This is a genomic window from Verrucomicrobiia bacterium (assembly GCA_035765895.1).
GTDB lineage: Bacteria > Verrucomicrobiota > Verrucomicrobiia > Limisphaerales > DSYF01 > DSYF01.
This window is the reverse complement of the sequence record DASTWL010000085.1, coordinates 1-23,193: the sequence shown is the minus strand read 5'-3', so window position 1 is coordinate 23,193 and position 23,193 is coordinate 1. Positions and strand designations below refer to the sequence as shown.

Genomic DNA, 23,193 nt, shown 5'->3' with positions numbered 1-23,193 from the left:
TTCGCGGAACGGTATTACAACCGGGAACGGCGCCACAGCGCCCTCGGTTACCAGAGCCCGGTGGACTTTGAACTGCAACTAAACTAAAACACCTATGCGCACCGCCCCTCCAAGGTGTCCATCAAACCGGGTGAGGCCCACTGGTCAGCAGGTGATCGAGACTTCCCAGATCATCGCGCTCACCTTCACCACTCCTCCCGCAACGGCTACCGCCGCTCCGAGTGCTGCACCGGCCCCAGCCGCCGCCCCTCGCACAGCGACATTGGCCTACGGCACCACTCTCTTGGTGCGCATGATGGACAGCGTCTCCTCTCATAATGCCGCGGGTGCGACGTTCACCACCAAGCTGGAATACAACCTTGTCGAGAACGGCGTTGTGGTGGTTCCGGCCGGCACGGTCATTTACGGGAAAGTCCAAAGCTCCACCCAGGCTCGACGGGCCTTTGGAAAATCTACTCTCGACCTCCGGCTGGCTCAGATGGTCGTGGGCGGCAGTCCCGTCCCCATCGCCACCAGCGGTTTCCAACAGGCCGGAGAGGCTTCCATCAAGAAGGCTGCTCGTGGCGCTGCTGCTGGGGCGGCCATCGGCGCGATCGTGGACGGCGGCGATGGTGCGGGTAAGGGCGCGGCCATCGGCGCCACCGCCAGTCTCTTGAAGAAGGGCCAGACCATCACCGTTCCGCCGGGCACATTGCTGGAGTTCACCCTCACGCAACCCATCACCGTGAGGCTCGCCAACTGAACGTCCCAGCCATCGGCTCTTAATCTCTACTTTCGCTCCTATGAAAACTCTCCCAACAAGAATCGCGGGTCTCGGCCTCCTTGTAGGTGTCGCCGTCATGTGCGCCCTCGCCCAATCTGGTGACGGAAGTAAATCGGCCTCCGCCACGAGCAAGACAGTGGACGCGGGCAACCTGCGCGCCTTTATCGAACTGGCTCGCTCAGATTTGAAGACCGAGAAGACCCTCATCATAGCTCAGAACATTTCTTTCACGGACGACGAGTCCGTCGAGTTTTGGCCGTTGCACAGCGAATACACGCTCGAACTTAACAAACTGCTGGACGAGCGCCTGTCGCTGCTGAACGACTACGTCGGCACCTATCAAAACCTGACCGACGCACAGGCCAGTGCCCTCGCCAAAAAATCATTCGACTTGGAGGAGAAGCGCACCGACCTGAAACGGAAATACTTCAAAAGGTTTTGCAAGGTCGTGCCGGCAAAGAAGGCCGCGCAGTTCTTCCAGATTGAGAACCAGATCAACGCCGCGCTCGACCTGCAACTGGCCGCTTCACTGCCGCTCATCAAATGACATGAACGTGTCAGCGCACTCCTCCGCTGAATGTAAGGCGGGCCTTCCAGCCTGTCGGTTCAGTGGCCGTTCCAGTCCGGTGCTCATCGCCTCAGCCATGCTCTGGCTTGCCTCGCTACTTCCCGGCGTCAGCAGCGAGTTGAGTTCGGCGCCCGCGCAGGTCATCACCACCAACTACATCATCGTCACTAACGTTGTGCTTGTGACCAATCAACCACCAGCCATCAACCATCAACTCCCCACCAACGCCACCTTGCCGGCCTTGGACTGGGTTCCCCCCGCTGATTCTTTCGACTGGATCCAACTCAAGTCCGGTGAATGGTTGAAGGGTCGTCTCAACGCCATGCAGGATCGGACCCTCGAGTTCTTCAGCGAAGAACTCGGAGACCTGTCGTTCGATTGGAAGGACATCCGCCAGCTCCGCTCCCCCCGCACGCTCGACACCTTGTCCATCACGGGTCAGACGTTCTCTGGCCCGGTCGCCATCACTCCGCAACAGGTGGCGGTGGGCGGCACCAACGCGAGCGTCCTGCCCCGCGATCAGCTCCAGAGTCTCACGCCCGGCGGTTCCAAGGAGCGGAATCTGTGGTCCGGTCAGGCTACGCTCGGTCTCACGTTACGGGACGGCAACACTCGGGCCGTCGAATACAACGCTCAGTTGCATCTCCAGCGCCGCACGCCCGACACGCGCCTCAGTCTCGATTACATCGGCAACGTCAGCAGCGTTGATGGCGTCGAGAGTGCCAACAATCACCGCATCAACTCCGAGTTCGACCTCTGGCTTTCCCAGCGCTTCTATCTCGTCCTGCCCGGTGTTGAATACTACAAGGACCCGTTTCAAAACTTGAAACACCGGCTGACCGGCGGCGTCGGCATCGGCTACGACATCATTGACCGTCCCGATATGGAATGGAACATCACCACCGGCCCCGCCTATCAATATGCCTGGTTCGATTCCACCGAGCCGGGCGACCCGACTGAGAAGGGCACTGGCGCACTCACCTTCGGCAGCCGATTCAAATGGGACATCACCCATCGCATCAAATGGCTCCTCGAATATCGTGGCCAATACACCAGCCGGCAGGTCGGTGAAACCACCCACCACTCCGTCAGCACGCTCTCCCTCGAACTCACCAAACGCTTCGACCTCGACGTCTCCTTCGTTTGGGATCGCATCAGCCAGCCAAAAGTCGGCGCCGACGGGGTTGAACCCAAGCCCGACGACTTCCGCCTTGTGCTCGGCCTCGGCGTGGATTTTTGAAACTGCATTGCCGCTGCCATGTCTTTACCTTCGTTCCATCGGCCATCACAAAGATATTTGAGCCTTCGGCATGTGTCTGGCTAACGATGTGATCACGCACCGCTTGATCATGCTAGGTTTAGAAGTGGAGTATTATGTGGGCACCGATTAGCACCCGGCTGCCCATCCAAATGCGGGGGGGGTGACTGCGATGGAGGCGCCGCCAGACTGCGACCTTGCATCGTCCCCTGCTGGTTTCTTCGCATCTCGCAGTAAGTCGCAGATTGGCAGCGGGCTTCTTGCCTGACTCCGACGTTTCCGCGTCGGATCACTCCACTCCGCTTCGCCCGCCTCGCGCGGTGCCCTCTGAAGACTACTCCCACGCAGGAGGGCCGGGGGCTCGGCTTTTTGGTGAAGAGCGACAGACCGAATACGTGCAGCGTCACGACCCGCAAAAAAGGACCATGAAAACAAATCACGACCTTTTGAAGAGCTCGGGAGCCGATCCGGCAGTGACACTTCAACCGCATCACCCCGCAGCCCCGGGCTGGCCCGCATCAACTTCGCGCGGCGGCGCGTGAATCGCGCGGTGGACACCGTAACCTTGCTGGGCCTGTTGCGGCGCCGTTCGCCCCGGTTCTTTGAACTGGCCGAGGTGGTCGGCCGTTGGGTGTGGATTCAGTTCGAGCGGCCGCCCGAGGTGGACACCCGGCAGCGGTGGGCGCAGCTCAGCTTGGAGTGGAAGACCTGCGGCTGCCAGCCGGTGGACTTGGAACGGGAAACAAACGGTGGCATGAGACGGTTTTGTGACGGATCAGTTTGACCTCGGTGGCGTCATGCCCGGCGGGCCGGCCGCCGCGGAGGGGGGGAACCCCGCAAACCGGGCGTGGCATCCCAACTGGCGTTGAATGCGCAACAACTCATTCCACTTGGCCATGCGTTCGCTGCGGGCAAACGAGCCGACTTTGAGCTGCCCTGCGTTCGTGGCCACGGCCAGGTGTGAAATGAAGGCGTCTTCCGTTTCTCCTGAACGGGCGGAAACGATCGGCTGCCAGCCGGCCTTCTGGGTCAGACGAATTGCATCCATCGTCTCGCTCACGGTGCCGATCTGATTCAGCTTGATCAGCACGGCGTTGGAAACCGCCCGTTCGACGCCCTGTTGGATGCGCGCCACGTTTGTTGTGAACAGATCATCCCCCACCAGTTGAACGTGCCCGCCGAGGCGCCGCGTGATCATCCTCCAGCCGTCCCAATCCGTGTCGGCCACAGGATCCTCGAGGGAAACGACGGGATAACGTTCACACCAAGTTTGCATCAATGCGATGAATTCGTCGGAGCTAAAATCGCGTCCCTCCAGATTGAAGCGATACCGCCGCGTCTCCGCGTCATAGAGATCGCTGGCCGCAATATCCAGCGCCAGGGCGGCGTCCTTGCCCGGCTGGTAACCGGCCCGGCTGATGGCTTCGACAAGCAAGCCCAGCGGCGCTTCGTTGGTTTCAAAGTCGGGCCAGTAACCGCCTTCATCCGCAACACCACAGCGTTTGCCGCGCTCGGCGAGCAAATCCCCCGCCGCATGGTATACGTTGTGGGTCATCTCCATCACCTCGGACAAGCTGCGGGCGCCCACGGCGATCAAGAGATAATCCTGCACATCGGTCCGCCAGTTGGCATGGGCACCGCCGCCAATGATTTGAATTTCCGGGATCGGCAGAACCCGGCCCTGGCCCTGACCCAGATACTCAAAGAGCGGTTTGCCGGCCGCCGCCGCCGCCGCATTCGCAACCGCCATGGAAACGGGCAGGATCGCATTCGCTCCGAGCCGGCTCTTGTTGGGCGTGCCATCCAGTTGGATCAGACGTGTGTCCACATCCCGTTGGTCAAAGGCTTCGACGTCGCGCCCGCTCAAGGCCGCGGCAATTTCGCCCTCGATGTGAGCGATGGCCTTGAATACTGACTTGCCGCGGAACCGCGCCGGATCACGATCCCGCAATTCCAGCGCCTCGAACTGCCCCGTGGAAGCGCCCGACGGCGCCATGCCACGGCCGCAAACGCCATTGGCCAGCCGGACTTCAGCCTCCACGGTCGGAAAACCGCGCGAATCGTAAATCTGCCAGGCCGAAACGGTGGCAATCTTCATGTTCCTGCCTCCACTGGTGACAACGAACCTGCCTGGTCAAACCAATGGCTGGTGATCGTTTCCAAGTCCATGCCCGCGCCGCCCAGATGATGGGTCACAAAGCGCCGCACCCACTCCTTTCGGCCAGCCTCCAGATATTCGACCGGTGATTTGCCATCGACCCGCGCCAGCATCAGCAGGGGCAGCAGTTGAACGACGCGACGCTCCATGATTGCCCGGCTGGCTGGCCGCCGGGCACAGTAACTCTGCCAAAATGCGAGGATCATCTCCTCCAACCCGGGACGTCGCGGCGCATGATAAAGGCCTTTCAGAAAGAAATGGTTGAGCAGAAACGCCACGTCGAAACTGGGATCGCCATACCATGCCACTTCGCAGTCGAGCACAATCAGGCGTTGGCGTTTGATGAGGATGTTTTTCGGGCTGAAATCACCATGCACAAGACACTCGCGGGTTTCCATGAGCCGTTGCGCTTCCCGGATGAAGGCGTCGCGCAAGGCGGGATGGCGTTCCCCGGTGGTCAACAAATAGGGGGCAATCCGCAGTTGGTGAAAATTGGCGCCGGTGTCGAACTGCGCCCGCAACTCCGGACGACCTTCGGTCTGCCGATGAATTTCGCCGAGAACACAACCGGCCGTGCGGGCATGCGCCGGGTCGCAAGTGCCATCCAGCAAAAGCTGTTTCCAGTTCGCGCAGTCGTCTCCAAAGTATTCCATCGCAAAATACCCTGCATCGGGGCGGGCGAACCGAACGGCCGGCACGACTCCCGGAAGGATGGTCGCGACGCAAGCCAGGCACTTCTGCTCCGTCCGGTTGCGGGCCACGTCCGCATACCATTCCGCCTCGACCTTGAGCCTGGCCAGGGCGCGCTTCACGACAAAGCGTTCTTCGCCGTCGTGCACGAGATAAATTTCACTGGAGACGCCGCCGCCCAAGGGGCTGAGCCACGCGTCCGCCGAGCGAACACACCCGTCGTCCCGAAGACGCTTCAAAAACTCAAGGGCAGCGGACATCAGGTGAGCGGTCGGGCAATGGTCTGGGAACGCAGATAATCGTTGAAGGTTTCCGGGCTGTTTACCCCGCCTCCCAGGCCGCTGAGGTTGACGCCGCCATATGGCAGCCCGTAGGCGAAAACATTGTGCGCATTGATCCAGCTGTTGCCGGCCACCATCCGCTCCGCCACGCGGTTTGCCCGGTCCAAATCCGCCGACCAGACGCTGTTGGCCAGACCATAGGCAAGCTGATTGACCTGGCGCACAACCTTGTCTTCGTCCGTGAATTTGACCAGGTAGGCGCACGGACCAAAAATTTCCTCACGACAGCAGACGTTGTCCTCGGTGCCGGCCAGCAAGGCGGGCGTGACATAGAACCCGCGATGGTCGGGCAAATGACAGGGTCCGCCCTCCAGGAGGACCGCCGCCCCTTCGCTCCGTCCCCGGTCCAGATAGCCCAGCACCCGCCGGCGTTGCACTTCGCTGACCAGCGGCCCCATCTGCGAGTCCGTATCCAGTCCCGGACCGATGTGCGTCTGCCGCAATGCGGCCCGGACCGCGTCCACAAAGGCATCGTAAATTCGCTCATGAATCATCCAGCGCGTGGCCGTGCAACAAACCTGACCGGTGTTCAACGTGATGGCGCCCGCCAGTTTGCGGGCCGTATCCGCCACATTCACATCATCAAAGACAACCGCCGCCCCCTTGCCTCCCAGTTCGAGCTTGCAGGGCACCAGATTCTGCCCGCAAGCAGCCCCCACCTGCCGGCCCACGGCTGGTGAGCCGGTGAAGGACATGCGTTTGATGCGGGGATGCGCCGCCAACGCGGCGCCCGCCTGCGCACCGGTGCCGGTGACGACATTTATGACCCCGGATGGCAGGCCCGCTTCAGCGGCGAGTTGGGCGACGAACAACGAGGTCAACGGTGTCACTTCCGAAGGCTTGACCACCACCGTGTTGCCGGCTGCCAGTGCCGGTGCGATGCCCCAGCACAACAGGGTGAAGGGGAAGTTCCACGGAAAAATAAAGCCGCATACGCCGTAGGGCATGCGACAGGTGAAAGCTTCGATATTCGGAATGGCCAGCGGCACGCGGTAGTGCGCTTGAACCGCAAGGTCCGCAAAATAGCGCAGTGCCTGGATGCCAAAAGGGACATCAAAACCGGTCGCCGCCGTGATCGGCTTGCCGACGTCCAGCGACTCCAGTTGGGCCAATTCCGTGGCATGCCGCTCCAGCGCGTCGGCCAGGCGATGCAAGGCCACGGCCCGCTCGTTCGGCCGCAGCGCCGCCCAGGCCGGAAACGCCTGCGCCGCCGCCGCCACCGCGAGATCCATTTCCTTTGCCCCGCCCAACGACACGTGGGCCAGCACCGAACCATCGGAGGGATTGATGACTTCGCCCGTCGGCCCGGGGGCCACTTCGCGGCCACCGATGTAATGGGGCAGCGGGCGGGCCAGAAAGGCCGTCACGTTTTGATGCAGCTTCGTTTGCATGGGATGAATTCAACGGTTTCGGCCGTAGCCGTTTTTCAAAGGCGTGCGTTTGAGGTCGTCCGCCAGCGCGCGGCGCGGTTTCAGGCGCCGGTGCTGGAGAACCGCATGGTAGGCCTTGACGGCTTCAACGGGTTTTATTTGGCCGTCCACGATCTTCCGCATCAGCGCAATGAACGCGAGCGGGTCTTCGGCATCCTTGATCTTCCGGCCAAACAGCGCCACCCGGGCCCCATATTTTTGGGCATCCGCCAACAATTGAAAGGCGTCCAGAGTGGTGCCGCTGCTGCCCCCCATGATGCCGACGATCATCGTGGGATCATAGGCCACCAGTTCCTCCAATGCGCGCGGGCCAAAGTAGGGAACTTTCAAGAAGAGCGGCCGGCCGGCCAGGGGAACGCCCGCCAGCATGCGGCAGATTTGATCACCGACGAACGCGGGAATTTGTTCGGGCCGGAGTCCGGCCTGCGTGTTCGGCGCGAACACCTCGAGAAAATAGGCAAACCCGGCCCGGCCAGCCGCGTCGCGAAAGGCCTTGAAGGCCAGCAGGGCTTCCCGGTCAAGATGCGGCTCGTTGTTGAAGGTGACGGAATAGAGCCCGAGATTGACCATTGGTTTTTGCTTTGGCAGCGGCACCAGCCGGCCAAATTGCGCTTCCTCGAGGTGGCACGTGGCAAAGGACAGCGACGGGAATTCGCGGTATTTGCCGCCGCGCGGGCACCACACATCTGTGGTGTCGTTGACCCGGACCGCCGGGGTCACCTCCGAACGGGCAAAAAGATCTTCCACCGAGGCGAGGCGGCTCATGGTCGAAACCGACGCGAGCAGAATGTCCACGATGCCCTGTTTTACAATCTGCCGGATCTGGTCGTGAAACTCGGGCAGGGTGCGAAAGCGTGCCCGCCCGCCCGACGTCACCTCGCCGGGGCTTGGAATTCCCCAGCACATGTCGGCGTCCTTGGCATCCGCCAGGATGAATTCACGGCCGGCGGGGTTTTCCCGGATTCGTTGGAGTTTGCGTTCGAGTCTGGCTTTCATGAGGTCTTCAACAGGTGTGCGCGCAACGCCGGTGACAACCGGCCGAGATCGCTCTCGCGGATGGATTGTCGCGTGGGCAGATTGGCGCGCCCGCCGATGGCGAGTGCCACATGGGCGGCCACCCACGAGGCGAATTCCATGCGCTGCTCCAAGGGCAAGCCATCGAGCAACGCCGAGGCATAGGCGGCATGGTAAGCATCCCCACAACCGGTCGTGTCCACGGCCCGGACCGGAAAAGCTGGTTGATGGAGGACGTCGTCCGCGGCGAGGGCCCAACTCCCGTTCCGGCCGTCGGTCACCAGCAACTGCCCGCGAGTCCAGGCGGCCAGCTTGCGCAAGACGGCCGCGGGTTCGCGGGTGTTACTCAGCCGTTGCGCCGCGCCGAGCGGCAAAATAATGTCGGTGCCCAGTTCGATCAGCCGGCGGAGCACGGCCGGATCGCCGGCTTCGACATCCAGCACGGCGTAACAACCCGCGTCCCGCGCAGCTTCCAGCATGGTTTGTGCGGCGGCCGTTTCATAGCCATCCACCAGAACCAGCCTGGCCTGCTTGACATCCGCCACGGGAATGTCCGCGGCCTTCAACGAGCGGTAACCCCGGAGCGAATAGAAAACCGTCCGCTCACCCGAAGACGGATGGATCTCGACCAACGCCATTCCCGGCACCGCATCCGCATCCGGGATGAAGTAATCCGCCAAACCACCGTGCCGGAGAAATTCCTGGCGCGCCACGCAGCTCAGGGCGTTTTCGCCCATCCGGGCAATGAAGCCCGTGCGCCAGCCAAAGGATGCGAGCAAGCTGGCCGCGTTGCCCGCCGGAGCCCCCCCTTGCAGCACCAAATCCGCGACCTCATGCTTTTCACCGGATTGGACGTGCTCGGGCAGCCGCACGAGCACGTCCACCAAGTTCAAGCCCGTGACGAGCACTTCCGCTTTGGGTGAGGTTGCGCGCATCAGCTCCAACTCAACCCGTGGGCGCTGTCCGCCGCCTGCACAGGCAGTTCGGCAATGCCCAGCCAATGGTGCAACATGGTCAGGTCGGCTTGCCAGTGGCCGTAGCCGAGACTCCAATGATGATCCAACCCGCGGCTCAAGATCGTCCCGATGATCTGCGCGGCGGTGTGCGGAGGCCGGGGATGCAGTTCGCCATAAACCCCGCGGAATGGCAGCGGCGTGTCCACCAGGTCCCCTTCAAAGGCAAAGGCGCTGGCCGCATCCGGCGACTGGTAACGCAGGACCGTGGCCGGGCCGAGCTCCAGCAAGAACTCGAGCATCAACCCCACGGCATCCGCCGGATCGGCATTTTCGAGAATGGAATGCTTGCGCGCCTCATACTGGGTGCCCCGCTTCAGCCAGCGGGTGGGGCTCGCGCCACAATGCCAGATGCCCAGGCGGTTGGCCTCCGCCTTGAGCGCGGACAAATCCATCATGGTCGGCACCGCGCCGCCCTCACTCACAAGTTGCAGGGCAAGCGAGGACAACAAACCGTTCATCTCGCCCTCCTCCGCCGTGCAAAGCCCCAGGTCATTGAGCATCGAAACGGCTCCGTCCGTCGCGCAGCCATAGCAATTGAAGAGTTCCGGCCAGCTCTTGATCGTGCAGCCGAGATAGCCGCCGTGTGCGGCCAGGTCCAGCGCCGCCAGGCCGAGACGCAACGTTTGAAAGATCTGTCCGTCCGGCACGTCATTCCGCGCACACTGCGGCGAGTTGACAATGGCATCCCGGAGCCGGCGCAGATCGGCCTCGGAAAACTTGCGGGCATGTTGAAAAGCCGCCTCAAGGTCAATCCGGTCAAAACGCAATCCGAAGCGCCGCATCACCGCCAGCTCATCAACCTCGCCATCGTAAAAGGCCGGCACGCGGGAGCCGCCAATGTGCAGGGCCCGACCGTGCTTGAAGCGGGCGCGGGCGCGCGCCGTCCGGCCAAACCGGGCCAGCACCGGCCCGGGCGAATCCCCAACTGCAGCGTGCAGCCAGGCATATTTCACGCCCAGCCGACGCCACATGTTCAGCAAAAAATTCTGGCAGCAGAGGCTGTTGCTTTCCAAACGTTCGGCGGCCGCGTCCGGAACCGACCAGCTCAACACCGGCACCGGATGGTCCAGCCACCAGCGTCCGAACTGAGAACCAATCTCCCCCGCCGTATAGGCCGCATGAAAAAACACGATCCCATCGATGCCTTCGGTCAGCTGCGAATCCAAGAACGCGAGCATGGCCCGCGGATCCTCAAACGGCTCGGGAGCGCGCTGCACATCGAAGCACCCGGATGGCAGGCTGCCGGTCACCTGGCGCACCGCCGCGTCGTAAAGCCGGCAGGCCCGCGCCCAAGGAAAGTGCATCTTGACGCCACACCCCAGCACCAGGACGCGCGTCGGCCGCGGTGTTGGCAGCGGCGGCATCATGTCTGCCAGAAGCGCCGTTGTAACGCCCTGACGGGGCAGTCCGGTTGATTTGCCGGGAACGGAGGAGCCGGCAACCGCTCCATTGCTCGGAGCCCTTTTAGTAAGCGTTTCCATAGGCTTTGCGGAGTTTCACCAAAACACGAGATAAAGGATGACCGTCAGCACGACCACCAGCGCGCCGAACCACTTGGCCGCCCGGGATGGCGTCAAATCAATCCGCGAGAACGTGCCCAACTGAACGGGCTGCGGCAGCGGACGCACCACCGTGATCGCCAGCATGACCGCGATGACGATCCCAAACGCGAGCGAAGCGCGGTTTACAAATGAAAGGCGCGGCGCGAGTTGTTTGATGGCCCAGAATGAGACCGGACCCAGCACCAACCCCACGGTCCCCGTCAGCGGCGGCGCACGGCGGACAAGCATCCCCACCAAAAAGACCGCCAGGATGCCCGAGTAGATGTAGGCCTGACTTTCCTGGATGAGCGCAAAAATGCTGTTGCCGATGTGCGGGTCGCCCAGCCGGGGCGCAACCGCGCACCCCAGCACCATGAACACCCCCACCAAGATGCGCCCCAGGCCCACCAGCCGCGTTTGCGACGCTTCGGGATCAAAATGCAGGCGATAGACGTCCATGGTCACAATCGTGGAGGCGGCATTCAGCATGGAGGCCAGCGTGCTGACCACCGCGCCCAACAGCGCCGCCAGCACGAATCCCTGCCAGCCGGAATTTTCGGGCAGCACCCGGCTGATGAGGTATCCGAACGCCGTGTCGTATTTGTAGCCCACCAGCTTCTCCTCCTCCGGCGTGAAGCCTTCGGCGGCGGCCCGCGTGCTGACACGGGCGTTGAATGCGGCCAGCTCAGCGGCGGTTTCCGGGTGACTTTTCCGCCACGCTTCGTCCGCCACAAAAATCGTTTGCGCCCGGTCCGGATCGCTCCGAACGGCGGCGAAACGTTGCAGCGCGCGTTCGTTGCCCGGCCGGGCTGCCGCCTGCATGTCGCTGCTGAACAGATTGAACGCGATCATCCCGGGCATCACGATGATGAACGGGATCAGCAGCTTCATGAACGCGGCAAACACGAGGCCGCGCTGGCCTTGCGCGAGGGATTGCGAGCCGAGCGTGCGCTGCATGATGTATTGATTGAGACCCCAGTAGTAGAAATTGGGTATCCACAGGCCCAGCAGCAGCACCGTCCACGGCAAAAAGGGATCCGTCCGCGGCAGGACCATGTGGAACTTGTCGGCATTCAACGCGAGGAGCTTCGCGCTGCCGCTGGATGCATCCGTCAAACCGGCCGGCAACGGTGACTGCGAAGCGAGTTCATGGAGCGGCGTTGCGCCAAGCTGATGCAGCGCGAAATACATGATCACCCCGCCCCCCATGATCAACGCGCTGCCCTGCACCAGATCCGCCCAGGCACAGGCCTTGAGTCCTCCGATGGCGACGTAAACCGCCGCCATGAGACCAATCAACCAGGCGCCTGTCGTCACCGTCATGGGCAGGATGCCGAAAAGCTGCTTGCCGGCGAAGGCGGTCTGCATGGTCAACGCCCCTGAATACGTCACCGCGCCCACCAACAGGATGTAAATCACCACCATGCACACGGCCATGATGGACCGGGTGAGCCGGTTGAAACGGCGCTCCAGAAACTCTGGAATGGTGTAAATCCCGGCCCGCAAAAAATAGGGCAGAAAGAAGAACGCCACGACCACCAGGGTGATGGCCGCCAGCCATTCATAGCTGGCAATCGCCAGCCCGAGCCGGTCGGCCGCGCTGCCCGACATCCCCACGAATTGCTCGGTGGAAATGTTGGCGGCAATGAGGGAAAACCCAATCAGCCACCAGGACAGTCCGCGGCCCGCGAGGAAATACGATTCGCTGTCCTTTTCGTTCCGGCTGAAACCAATGCCGACAGCCACCACCAATACGATGAAGGCAGCAAAAATGGCGTAATCAATGAGATGCAGTTGCATGGCGATGCCGTGAATGGTGCCTCAATCCCCTGCTCCGGACCAGACATTGGCGGGACCAACGGTCGCCACCGCAAACCGGTCAGCTGGCGGCCTTCGCCGCGCCATGAGGCGCCCACCTGGACTGAGGTTTCTCACAAGGCGACGGGCCATGCGACGCTCAGATATTTTCCCACAAATGAGCTTCGTATTCATGCGGGTTGCGGTTCAGATCAGTAGGCCAGCCGATAGTAGGCGGCTTCGCCTCCCGGTGTGGCTGTAAATGTGTAGCGGCCCGCGCCATGGGCCGGAGGTTCTTGAACCGGGCTCCACACCGCGCCGGGTCCAAGCACGGGAGAAGTTTCCAGTGTTGCGCCGTAGGCATCGGACCAGCTTATTTCCAAATTGCCATTCCCATCGCGGGCGAAACCCAAGCCGGGCGGCGGCAGGTTGGTGAATGTGGCACCGAGGCTGTGGTTGGCCGTGACATTGGTGAACGTAAAGCCGGTCAAGGCGCCCTGATTGACGCCGTCAACGGTCACGCCAGCCACGGCGTGGCCGGGCCGCGGGGCGATGGTGAATGTCTGGTTGCCACGATAGCTGACCTGAGTGGTCCCGGCAGGACTAATGGTGCCGCCGGCCCCGGCCGACGCCGAGATGAAAAAGCTGATGAATTTATTGTAGAGATCGGCCTCAAGCTGTTGGCGTTCGACATCGCTCAACGCCACCTTGTAAACGAACACGTCGCCAATCTTCCCGTTGAAAGTCGGCCAGGCGTCCGGCTGGTTGCGGCCCACGTTGATGTGACTGGCATAAGGTCCGGCCACGTTGGGAACGAACGCCGTCATGGCATTCGTCGTGGTGACATTCATGATCTGCGCGCCGTTGGCGAAGACCTTGTATTTGCCATCCGGCTGGCACACCAGGCTCAGAATGGTGATCTGGCCTTCCGGAATCGCTGCCGCGCTGACGTCCAGGCTGCCATTGCGCCGGACATTGACCCGGCCGGTGCCATTATGGATGCCCAGCACCAGCCGGTCATACATGACATCCACAATGGACGTCCACGGATCTGCGTAGCCGGGCACCCGCGAAGGAATGGCCGCAACCACGATCGTTGCGCCGTTCACAGGAATTGGGGTCGTGTAGGCGCCCTGATCGTAGCCGTCCACGTCAGCCCGCAGGTTTTGCTCCCACTTGATGCCGTTGACCACGTCCACCTGCGGTGTCGCCATCGCCGTCAAGGTCGAACCGGAGGGTTGATAGCAAGGCCAGTTTCCCGTGTTTCCGCTGGGCGGAAAGGAATCGGTGACTCCCGCAAAGAGCAGATCTGCGGGCCGGGGAATGCTCCGCGTGGCCGGCGCCAAAGTCAGCGCAACGCCAGCCACATCGGCACCTGCCACGGTCACCAACTTGTCCGCCGACGGATAAAAGCCGGGCGCCGCCGCCGCCACGTGCCAGTCACCATTTTGCAGCGGCTGGTGGAAGCTGCCGGCGCCGTCCGAGATCGCCGTGAAGACTGGATTGAGCGAGGCATTGGGCGTGGTGGAGAAATAAACGGTTGCCCCGGGGATGGCTGCCCCGTCGCTGCGGCTGGCGACCGTGCCGCTCAGCACCGAGTTCGCAACCAGAGTGAAATTCACATTCGTCACGTCCATTGCATCCACCGTCACAAACTGCTCGGCGGAGGTGTTCAAAGCGGCTGCCCCGGCGGCCACATACCAAGAAGATGGCGTTGGCAGCGTGCGGTGGTAGAAACCGTCGGCATCGGCGGTCGCGGTGATCCGCGGCTGTGCCGCGGCATTCGTCGTGTCGGAGAAGTAAACCACGGCGCCGGCCACGCCGTCCCCCGTGGTGCTGGTGACCCGGCCGGAAACGGTGCGCGTGACCGGGGTGGTCACGGCATTGGTGGTGAGGCTGGTATATTCCGGCTCGACATTGTCGAAATAGAGGCCCTGAAACTGGCCGGGGGCCAAACCGGGCACCGTGACTTCGATTTCGTGGGGCACATCCCGCACCAGGCGGGAAACATCCACATAAAAGCCAAGAAAGGTCTGTTCGCCCATGCTTGGATAAACTCCGTTCCAGGCGGTTTTGACGGGAAAGACGATGCCGTCGATCTTCGCCGTCACCGCCATGGTTGAACTCGGATTGGCGATGTGAATGTTCAACAGGAGCCGGTCGGATCCCAGCCAGGTGGCCAGCAAATCATCCTCCGTGTAGGGCACCGGCCACGCCGCCCGCCGCGCCGCCAGCTGGTCAAAGACGCGGCCCGGAATCACGCAGGTTCCCGTCACGGTGCCGCCCGTGAAGCTCGGGTTGTAAGTTCCAACCGCCTGACATTTGGCAAACGGAACGCCGCCAAACTGGACGCTACCCGTCACCACATCTCCCGCACGGGAAAACGGCACCGTCAGTCCATTCACCGTCAGCGCGTCCACCTGCGCGCCGGCCGGAACGGCCACTGCCACTTCCTGGCTGGTGCCCACTTCCGCGGCGGCGTTTTGCACCACGACATTTGCGCCATCGAGCGTGGCCGCGCCGGTCACGTTGAACAGGGTCACCGGAAGATTCGTGGGCGCCGGATCAATTTCCAAGACCATGGCCGTCGTCCCGCTCACGGGAAGACTGACCACGTCGCCGTAACTCCAGACCCCGGCGTTGGGTTTGCCAATCAGCCGGCCGGCTTGTGGTTCCAATTCCTTGAGGATGAATTTCGCGCCGCGCTTGAGCCCAATCGTCTGGTCCAGGGCAAACGTGGCCGGCAACTGCCGGTAATTGGGGTTGAAGAGAAAGACAAACCCGTTGTCGTCGAGAATGGCCGCGGTGCCGTCCACCCGCCCGATCATCGGCTGGCTCAAGATCGGCCGGATGGCGCGCAGGTATTCAAGATGAGCGTCCACCCAGTCGAACCAGTCCTTGCAGAACTGCTTGTCCGTGGCCGACAGCGCCGCGAACTCGTCCGGATCCTTGGCGGGAATCATGTTCATGACCAGATTGAACGGTGCGGTGCCTATCGTTGAAAACAGCGAAAACTTCCAACCCAAAACATCCCAGTCCCGCGTCCGGAAATCGGTGCGGAGCGCGCCGCCGGTGCTGGTGTAGCGCTGCGTCTGGTGGGTGATAAAACCAGGCGTGATTTCGGGCGGCGCCAGATTCACCATCCGATACCACCACGCGGTATAACGCTGCCGGTCGGCCGAAACCCGGTCGGTGTGCAAATCCGGGAACGCCTTGAAGCTCTCCGGCTGCTCGTCGGTCGAGGTAGGATGGGGATAATTGCCCGCCAGCCAGGTCCAGACCCCGAAGCTTTGATACTGCTGGCGACCATCAATGATGATGTCCGGCGCGCCCCGTCGCAGATTCTCCAGAATGCGCCGGCACCCGTTCCACTGCGCGTATTTGCTGGAAACGGGCGGCTGACCGGATTGCGAATCGTAGGCGATCCACCAGTGGTCGAACGAATATCCGCTGGCGCCCTGGTGCGTGTGGAAATCGAGCAGCTGCTGATCAAACCAGTCCTGAAAACTCCGCACGCCGGTATCAACCCCGACGTAACCTCCCGTGTTGCCACCGCACCACGCAGTCCATTCCGGCATCTGCTTGAAGCCCAGGCTGGGATAAGCGTAGGCCAGCAGTTTGAGTCCCTTGCTGCCCGCGTAGTCCACCATCTCCTGCACCGACGACGGCAACGTGCTGGTGGCGCAGAGCCAGGTGCCCTTGCGAATCTGCTGCCCCATGTTCCACCACAGCACGTTCTCCCAGCCCCACGCATCGGTGTTTTGACTGAGCGGGGCCACCGGGTCGTTGGCCGGAGTATAAAGCAGGTTGTCGATGCCGAGTTGCGCGCACATGTCCATGATGCGCTTATACTCGGCCCGCCCGGCCGCGGTTCCCGTGTCGATCTGGTAGTCGTTTTCGCACCAGCCGATGTTCACCCGCGTTGCCTTGGTCGGATGAAACAGCAGGAACGCGCGCACGCAATTCTGAAACGCCTCAATCTCCGACCAGTCCATCCCGTTGGCCGCCGGCTCGGTAGCCTGCCACTGCCACTCCGCGACCTGACCGGCCGGGTATCGACGGCCAATCATCTGATAGGGGCCAAGGCAGACCCGGTCACCGCAGAACGGACCGTAACTGTCGCTCCAGTCCATGTCGGGCGAATAGGACAGCGTGAAGGCGCCGCTACTGAAGGACCAATTCAGGAAATCGTTTTGCAGGGCGAGCATGAGACCGGTGCCCGGATCGTCAGGCCCCGTCGAGGCAAACCGCAAAAAAGCGGCGCCAGTGGCGTGGCTGGGTTTGTAAACAGTTGCCCCCGCGTCCAGAACTTTGGCGGACATCGCCGTGACGGCATTCACGCGAAACGTCCCCGGCAGGCCGGGCGCAACCTGAATCTGACGACTGACAAAGCGCCAGCCCGCCTGCAACTCATAAATCACCCGCACCTGATAGTTGCCCGCCACAAAGAGAAACGTGACGCTGTTGGAACCCGCGCTGACGGCCGGCACAATCAGGGACGTGTTTATGGGCACCCCGTCAATGGTCACGGAACAGTTGTCATTCGTAAAATGCCAGGTCCGCCCCAACGCTGCATCCTCCAAGCTGACCAGTCCCCGGGCGTCAAACTCGGCGGCCACGACCCCGTTGTTCAGAATCGTGTTTGCCCAGGTAGACAGGGACAGCACCAGCGCCAGGCCGGCAACCAACCACGCCGCGCAACGGGACAAAAACATCCTTTTCATCATTCGCTGGGTCATTGCTCGGTTGTTGGTTCAGGGGGACGCAGGATCTACGGCGGAAGTGTCATCCCTGCTCAATACCAGAAGTCAGCACCGCCCCACGTCCGCTTTTGCATGTCGCGAAACTTCCGCCAAGCGGCGTGCCCGTCCAAAAACACGATGTTTCCACCCGCCGGAAGGTTGCCCTGCAGGTGCGGCGACCGCGCGTTCTTTTTCGTGCCACCGTAATACCAGTCACAAACAATGCTGGTAAAATTGCCGCCTTGGGAAACGGTCGCGTCCGCCGCCAGTTCGCGTTCGGAAGGAACGATCCGGTAGTCAACATTCACCCAGCGCTGCATGGCCGAGGGATTCATGGAGGCATTCCAGTTCGTCGGATGAAGCGCGCCGCATTGGTCCAGCGCCAGCACACAACCGAGCACCCGGTAATTCGCGGTGAAGTTCCAGATGTTGGACTGGTTGAACTCGGCAAATGACGGGCAAAAAAGAATGTCCCGGCTGAAGCCCTCAGCCAACAACAGGTCGATTGATTTGGAGTCCGCGTCCCACGCCCATCCTCCATGGCAGGGAGGCAGCTTGTCCCGATTGCCGTCGGCATAGAGGCGGCACGCCAGCCCCACCTGGCGCATGTTGCTGCAACAAGTGATGATCTTTGCCTTGTCTTTGGCGCGACTCAATGCGGGCAGCAACAGGGCGGCGAGAATCGCAATGATGGCAATGACGACGAGCAATTCGATCAGGGTGAAAGCGAAAGATGTTTTCACCCGAATGAAGCGCCTGGAACCCAACCCTTCCGATGGCACTGGGCGGGAGAGGAAACCGACCTTGCGATGAAAATTAGCTAACAGCATAGGCGACTGCGGCACAGGTGTTCATGGACAAGGAAAACTACCAGCCCACGTCCCCACAAACAACCGCATCCCTGACAAATACCGATGCAGATTTAACGCGCCCGGCCGGGCCAGGCTGACAGGTTTGTCAAAGTTCAGAACCTAAAGTGTGGCGGCAGGGGCGGCACGACGCCCTCCGCGTCAGCCGCGGATGCCCGATGACACCGCCAAGGCTCATCGCGCCCATTACTGTCCCAACCCATAAAAGGCGTTGTTTTCCGTGGGTGTAACGGTGACTTTGTAAACACTCCCCTCGTGAACCGGGTCGCCCGCCACCGGGGTCCAGACCGCCCCGACGCCCAGCACTGGCGATGTCAAGAGGGTTCCCGAGTAGCTGTCCGGCCAGGTGATCTCGATGCCTCCTGAACCGGTGGGCTTGATCGACAGCGTCGGCGCGGGCAAAACATTCTGCACAATTTGAAAGGCAGATATGCCATCCGTGCCGACGATGGTCTGGCTGCTCGCGGTCAGGGCGCTGAACTTGCCCCAATTGTAACCCTCCACCCAGCCGAAGCTGGCGAAATTCTGCGGCTTGGTTTGATCGTAAACTTGCTGGAGGCTCAGGCTCCGCCCGGTGTCCGGCCCGGTGGTTATGTTGTAAGTGACAGTGCCGCTGGGATATTCAGCGAACGAAGAGAGGTAGAAATACAGATCATAGTTCGCGTAGGGAATGTTGGTGAGCGTGATCGTCCCGCCGCCGCTCATGGCCCAATCCGAGATCAGCACCACATCCGGCGTTGACCCGCTGCCGGTATTCCAAGCGTTGAAGCCGTTCACGGAGAGCTTCACCGCGAAGTTCCCGATGCTTGCACCGCTGCAATCGAAAAACACGTTGGTCGGATTCGAGCAGCTCGTCCCGCCGAAGTTGTTGTCGAAGATGATGCTGTTCCAGTGATTGGTTGGAACCACGCCCGCCACCGCCGCGGCCGAAAGAATATCATTTTGCTGGCAGTAGTTCACACTGATGATCCCACCTTGGTTCGGCAGTGCATTGAACGTCGCCGAGATGGAATGGTTGGCCGTCACGTTGGTAAAGGTGAATTCCGAAATGGCCCCCCGTGAAATACTGTCCACGACGACATCAGCAATGGCATACCCCGCATCGGCCGCGATCGTGAAGGTCTGACTGGTGCCGGAGCCCACCGAGACCGCACCCGTCGGCGTGATGCTGCCACCCGTTCCCGCCGTGGCGCTAATGGTGTAGCTCGTGTAGGAAAACGTGGCCGAGATGGTGTGATCGGCCAGCACGTTGGTGAAGGTGTAATGCGTGATGGCGCCCTGCGACTCGCCATCCACCAGGACATTGCTGACCGACCCGCCGGGCAGTGGCGTTATGGTGAAGCTCTGGTTGGCGCCCGATGGAACCGGCACTGCGCCGCTGGGCGAAATGCCGCCCCCTGATCCGGCCGTGGCGGTGATCGTGTAGCCATTGTAAGCAAACGTCGCCGCGATGGTGTGGTTGGCAATCACATTGGTGAAGGTGTAACTGGAGACGGCGCCCACGGAAATTCCGTCCACCAGCACATCGCTGACGACATGGTTGGTGTCGGTGGCGATCGTGAAACTTTGGTTCGAGCCAGATGAAACCAGCACGCTGCCAGCCGGGCTGATCGCGCCACCAGCTCCGGCTGAAGCTGTAATCGTATAGTTCGTGCCGGAGCCACTGGTCAGCCGGGTCGCCAAATACTGTTCCAGCGACGCCCGGTCGGTGCTGGACAACGCATTCGTGTAGAAAAAGACGTCCCCAATGCAGCCGTTGAAGGTGGACCAGCCATCCGGATAATTGTTGCCGAGGGTGATGTTGTTGGCGAATGGACCGGCCACCCCATTGACCAGCGAGGTCAGAGGATTGCTGGCGCTGCTTGTGAGAACGAGCGATCCATTGGCCCACACGTTATACTGCCCGCTTGGTTGCACCACCATGCTCAGGATGGTGGTCTGACCGTCGGGGATGGCGGTCGAACTGGTGTTCCCAGCGCCGTTAAGCAACACAAACACCTTGCCGCTGTCGTTCAGAATGCCAAGGGAGAGCTGGTTGTAGAACGCATCCACAACAGAACCCCAGCCGCCGGCGATGCCATTGCGGGTCGGCTTGGCCACCACCACGATGCTGGCACCGGAGCAAGGGAGCGGCGACGAATACGCCCCCTGGTTGAAACCGGCAGGAGCGGAACCGTAGTCGTTCCGGGCGAACGGACGGCCATCAATCCTCGTCAATTTTGGCGAAGGATTTCCCATGGGCGAGAGCGGCGCGGCAGCCGGGACATACGTCGGCCAACTCGTGATGGTGCCGGCGCTGTTGGTCAGCATGGCATCGGCCAGACAGGAAAAAAGCAAATGGTTCGTCTGCGGAACACTGCCACCGCCGCTGCCGCCGGTGAAGGAGGCGGAGATGGTGTGAGCGGTCGTGACGTTCGTGAAGGTGTAGCTCGCCACCGCCCCGACATTGGTCCCGTCCACCGTGACCTTAAGAATCGAGTAGTTTGACGCCGGGGTGATGGTATAGGTCATGTTGCTGCCATAGCCAACGGTCGTGACGCCCGGAGCACTGATGGATCCGCCGAAGCCTGCCGATGCATTGATCGTGCAATAGAACGAAGCGGCAATGGAATGGTCGGAGGTGACATCGGAAAAGATGAAGCTGTCGCGCGACCCCATGGGCTTGCCGTCCGCGGCCAGGGAATACAAACAACCGGGATTGGGTGTGATGAAAAATTGCTGCGAGCCGCCCTGCGCCACGCTGACTGCGCCCGACGGATTGATTGAGCCCCCCGCTGCGGCCGAAGCATTCACCGTGTAACTGGGCCGGGCGTTCGTAAATGTCGCCGTAATCGTGTGATTGGCGTAGAGCGGGTCAAACGTATAGGCATCAACCGACCCGACGGATGCCCCATCCACCTGGACATCGCGAATGTATTGGCCTGGACCCGGGGTGATTTTGTAGAGCGCGGTCATGCGCTTGAAGTAAGTGGCGGCCCCGGCGGGACTGATGCTGCCGCCGGGTCCGGCGGAGGCGGTGACGGTGTATTTGGCCGTGACATCATCCACATAAAACGGCAAGGCCGGCAGGCCATTGGAGTTGTAGAGATTGGCTCCCACCGGATTCTGCCAGCAGGCATAGGCGACCTTCCGGGGAGCGCTGACCGACGGCGAGGTTAGTTGAACCGTGTTGCTGCCAACGATGGTGGCGGTCGCCCAATACCAGGTTCCATCCACACCGGCGATGGAGAACAAGGCCAGCGCGGCATTGGTCGGCTGCGTGGGTCCATACATTGGTTTGAACCCGGCCATCAAACCCGCCCCGGCGTAATCAAAGGTGCATGTGGCCGTATTGCCGGCAACCGAAACATCCCGCAGCACGGGGCCGCTTGGCACGATGTCCGGCTGGTTATACTCATTCTTCAACGCCCAGAGCGACAACCGATATCCCACGTCCCACTTGTTGGTGGGATGCCAGCCATACCAGATGTCGGCGCCCGTCGAAGAGTCTCCTATGTCAATGGCCGACGCCACTCCGGCATGAGGAAGGTTGAGGGCATTGCCCTGTTGCAGACGGGTGTCGGCATTCCATCCCCCGGAATTCAGGACCGGCGCGGGGCTGGTTGGTGCGGTTCCCCAACTCGCAATCTGCACCAGATAGAAGGCGCAGTCGCTCAACCCGAGCAGTTGCTTCCAGCCCGCGATCAGTCCCTTCTCCTTGAGATAATAGCTGTCCGCCGACTGGGTGGTCAGTTCGGCATTCTCGCCCTGATACCAAATCAGACCCTTCACCGGATACGGAGCCAAAGGATAAATCATGCCGTTGAAAAGGCTGAATGCACCATTGGCCGGGTTGGACTGGCTATAGAGCGGCGCCAGCGCGGGAATACCCGTAATCCCCTCCGGGTCCAGCCAGAGGTCAATGGTGGTTCCGCCCACACAGGAAACGACCAGGCCAAGGGGTATCGTGCGGTTCTGATTGGTATAGATCGAGCGGCCAAAATAGAAGGCCACCGCGGAATAGCCGCCGACCGTGCTGGGGCTGCAAACCGACCAGTTTACCGAGCCGTTGAAAGTCTTCGAGGGTGTGCCCGAGGGGGCGTAAGGCACAAAACCAAAACACCGGATGCCGGGAAAGTTCGCGCTGCTGATGTCCGCCTGCTGGTTGCAAAAATTCATGTCGATCCCCATGTTCGACTGCCCGCTGAACAGCCACACATCGCCCACCACCACATTCACCAGCGTGATCGTGTTGCCGCCGGCCTCGGTGATGGCGAAGTTGCTGCCATTGGTCTTGACGCCCATGGCCGGCAAAGAAAGCTGCCAGTTGCCTTGCGCATCCGAAGTGACGCTGTTGGTCTGGCCATTGTAGGTCACCGTGATGGTCTTGTTCGCGCCAGCCGTGCCGCGGACCGGAAAGGGCTGGTCGCGCTGGATCACCATGTTGTTGCCGTAAATCGGGCTGACCGCGACGGTGGCCCGCGCGTTTGACAACGCGGCCCCAATCAGCGCGAACAGAAACAGGAAGAATCGAAGTGATGAGCCGGCCCAGCTTTTCATATGCATTTTGTAGTCATTTCCAAAAACAATCCCGCAGCAACGCCGCGGGGAAAATCAAGCAGACATTCCTTCTGAGGAATAAGGCAGAGGCCGGTCCACCCAGACCGGCCTCCACGAGAACACCGCAGGCCCACGGCGCGATACTCCCCAGCACCACGCCGCCATACCTCCGGCTTGCTCCAACCAATTTCACCCAACCAAAATACTCAGACCGTGCGCCACACGAGCCAACATCAACCTGTTCTCTTCTCCCGTTTGCTTTACCAGTGTGGCTCAAACCGTTTGGGAAGGGGCTGCCGGGACCTTCCGCCCCGGCAGCCGTTCATGTTCCTCACGGATTGGCCGCTTCCGCCCGGTAGAACCGGCGAGGCACGCCCGCCGCGCCCGGATCACTAATGGTAATCGGGGCGCCTGTTGAAACAGCGCTCCAACCATCGGGACCGGGGTTGTTCGGAGGATTGATGACC

Annotated in this window: 14 protein-coding genes; 4 read left to right on the top strand and 10 right to left on the bottom strand. The window is 61.5% G+C overall.

Features of this window, described 5'->3' with window-relative positions; all coding sequences use genetic code 11:
• Positions 1-292 precede the first annotated feature (292 nt).
• The 4 genes from VFV96_16600 to VFV96_16585 all read left to right on the top strand — a co-directional run bounded on the left by VFV96_16600 (position 293) and on the right by VFV96_16585 (position 3,373).
• Entirely contained in the window at positions 293-742 is a 450-nt protein-coding gene (locus VFV96_16600; protein HEU5072025.1) for a hypothetical protein, read from the top strand.
• Between the two features lie 40 nt (positions 743-782).
• Entirely contained in the window at positions 783-1,310 is a 528-nt protein-coding gene (locus tag VFV96_16595) for a hypothetical protein (GenBank protein HEU5072024.1), read from the top strand.
• A gap of 97 nt (positions 1,311-1,407) precedes the next feature.
• Positions 1,408-2,571: a DUF481 domain-containing protein gene (locus VFV96_16590; protein ID HEU5072023.1), complete on the top strand. Its 1,164-nt coding sequence runs from the start codon at positions 1,408-1,410 to the stop codon at positions 2,569-2,571.
• Positions 2,572-3,127: 556 nt separating this feature from the next.
• Positions 3,128-3,373, top strand: a complete 246-nt coding sequence (locus tag VFV96_16585) for a hypothetical protein (GenBank protein HEU5072022.1) — start codon at positions 3,128-3,130, stop codon at positions 3,371-3,373.
• Here the strand turns inward: VFV96_16585 and eno are convergent.
• From eno to VFV96_16535, 10 genes are all read right to left on the bottom strand, one after another.
• Positions 3,365-4,687 (bottom strand): phosphopyruvate hydratase, encoded by a 1,323-nt coding sequence (gene eno / locus VFV96_16580; protein HEU5072021.1) that lies wholly within the window; start codon positions 4,685-4,687, stop codon positions 3,365-3,367. The two genes, VFV96_16585 and eno, sit on opposite strands and share 9 nt — an antisense overlap.
• Positions 4,684-5,676 carry an aminoglycoside phosphotransferase family protein gene (locus VFV96_16575; GenBank protein HEU5072020.1) on the bottom strand — a complete coding sequence of 331 codons (993 nt, stop codon included), beginning with the start codon at positions 5,674-5,676 and terminating at the stop codon, positions 4,684-4,686. The genes eno and VFV96_16575 overlap by 4 nt, the downstream gene beginning before the upstream one ends.
• 20 nt (positions 5,677-5,696) lie before the next feature.
• Positions 5,697-7,169: an aldehyde dehydrogenase family protein gene (locus VFV96_16570; protein ID HEU5072019.1), complete on the bottom strand. Its 1,473-nt coding sequence runs from the start codon at positions 7,167-7,169 to the stop codon at positions 5,697-5,699.
• 9 nt (positions 7,170-7,178) lie between these two features.
• Positions 7,179-8,204: a hypothetical protein gene (locus VFV96_16565; GenBank protein ID HEU5072018.1), complete on the bottom strand. Its 1,026-nt coding sequence runs from the start codon at positions 8,202-8,204 to the stop codon at positions 7,179-7,181.
• On the bottom strand, positions 8,201-9,157 hold the full coding sequence (locus VFV96_16560) for a PfkB family carbohydrate kinase (GenBank protein ID HEU5072017.1): 957 nt from the start codon (positions 9,155-9,157) through the stop codon (positions 8,201-8,203). Before VFV96_16560 ends, VFV96_16565 begins: the two co-directional genes overlap by 4 nt.
• Entirely contained in the window at positions 9,157-10,605 is a 1,449-nt protein-coding gene (locus VFV96_16555; GenBank protein ID HEU5072016.1) for a fucose isomerase, read from the bottom strand. Before VFV96_16555 ends, VFV96_16560 begins: the two co-directional genes overlap by 1 nt.
• Positions 10,606-10,734: 129 nt before the next feature.
• Positions 10,735-12,579 carry a sodium/solute symporter gene (locus tag VFV96_16550; protein ID HEU5072015.1) on the bottom strand — a complete coding sequence of 615 codons (1,845 nt, stop codon included), beginning with the start codon at positions 12,577-12,579 and terminating at the stop codon, positions 10,735-10,737.
• A 209-nt stretch (positions 12,580-12,788) separates the two neighbouring features.
• Complete coding sequence (locus VFV96_16545) at positions 12,789-17,303, bottom strand: carboxypeptidase regulatory-like domain-containing protein (GenBank protein ID HEU5072014.1); 4,515 nt, start codon at positions 17,301-17,303, stop codon at positions 12,789-12,791.
• Between the two features lie 68 nt (positions 17,304-17,371).
• Positions 17,372-18,061 (bottom strand): prepilin-type N-terminal cleavage/methylation domain-containing protein, encoded by a 690-nt coding sequence (locus tag VFV96_16540; protein HEU5072013.1) that lies wholly within the window; start codon positions 18,059-18,061, stop codon positions 17,372-17,374.
• A gap of 312 nt (positions 18,062-18,373) precedes the next feature.
• On the bottom strand, positions 18,374-22,726 hold the full coding sequence (locus VFV96_16535) for a sialate O-acetylesterase (GenBank protein ID HEU5072012.1): 4,353 nt from the start codon (positions 22,724-22,726) through the stop codon (positions 18,374-18,376).
• Between the last annotated feature and the right edge of the window lie 467 nt (positions 22,727-23,193).

Coding starts and splice junctions, on each gene's coding strand:
- VFV96_16600 (HEU5072025.1), top strand. CDS start 293: ATGATGGACAGCGTCTCCTCTCATAATGCCGCGGGTGCGACGTTCACC.
- VFV96_16595 (HEU5072024.1), top strand. CDS start 783: ATGAAAACTCTCCCAACAAGAATCGCGGGTCTCGGCCTCCTTGTAGGT.
- VFV96_16590 (HEU5072023.1), top strand. CDS start 1,408: ATGCTCTGGCTTGCCTCGCTACTTCCCGGCGTCAGCAGCGAGTTGAGT.
- eno (HEU5072021.1), bottom strand. CDS start 4,687: ATGAAGATTGCCACCGTTTCGGCCTGGCAGATTTACGATTCGCGCGGT.
- VFV96_16570 (HEU5072019.1), bottom strand. CDS start 7,169: ATGCAAACGAAGCTGCATCAAAACGTGACGGCCTTTCTGGCCCGCCCG.
- VFV96_16565 (HEU5072018.1), bottom strand. CDS start 8,204: ATGAAAGCCAGACTCGAACGCAAACTCCAACGAATCCGGGAAAACCCC.
- VFV96_16560 (HEU5072017.1), bottom strand. CDS start 9,157: ATGCGCGCAACCTCACCCAAAGCGGAAGTGCTCGTCACGGGCTTGAAC.
- VFV96_16555 (HEU5072016.1), bottom strand. CDS start 10,605: ATGATGCCGCCGCTGCCAACACCGCGGCCGACGCGCGTCCTGGTGCTG.
- VFV96_16550 (HEU5072015.1), bottom strand. CDS start 12,579: ATGCAACTGCATCTCATTGATTACGCCATTTTTGCTGCCTTCATCGTA.
- VFV96_16545 (HEU5072014.1), bottom strand. CDS start 17,303: ATGATGAAAAGGATGTTTTTGTCCCGTTGCGCGGCGTGGTTGGTTGCC.
- VFV96_16535 (HEU5072012.1), bottom strand. CDS start 22,726: ATGAAAAGCTGGGCCGGCTCATCACTTCGATTCTTCCTGTTTCTGTTC.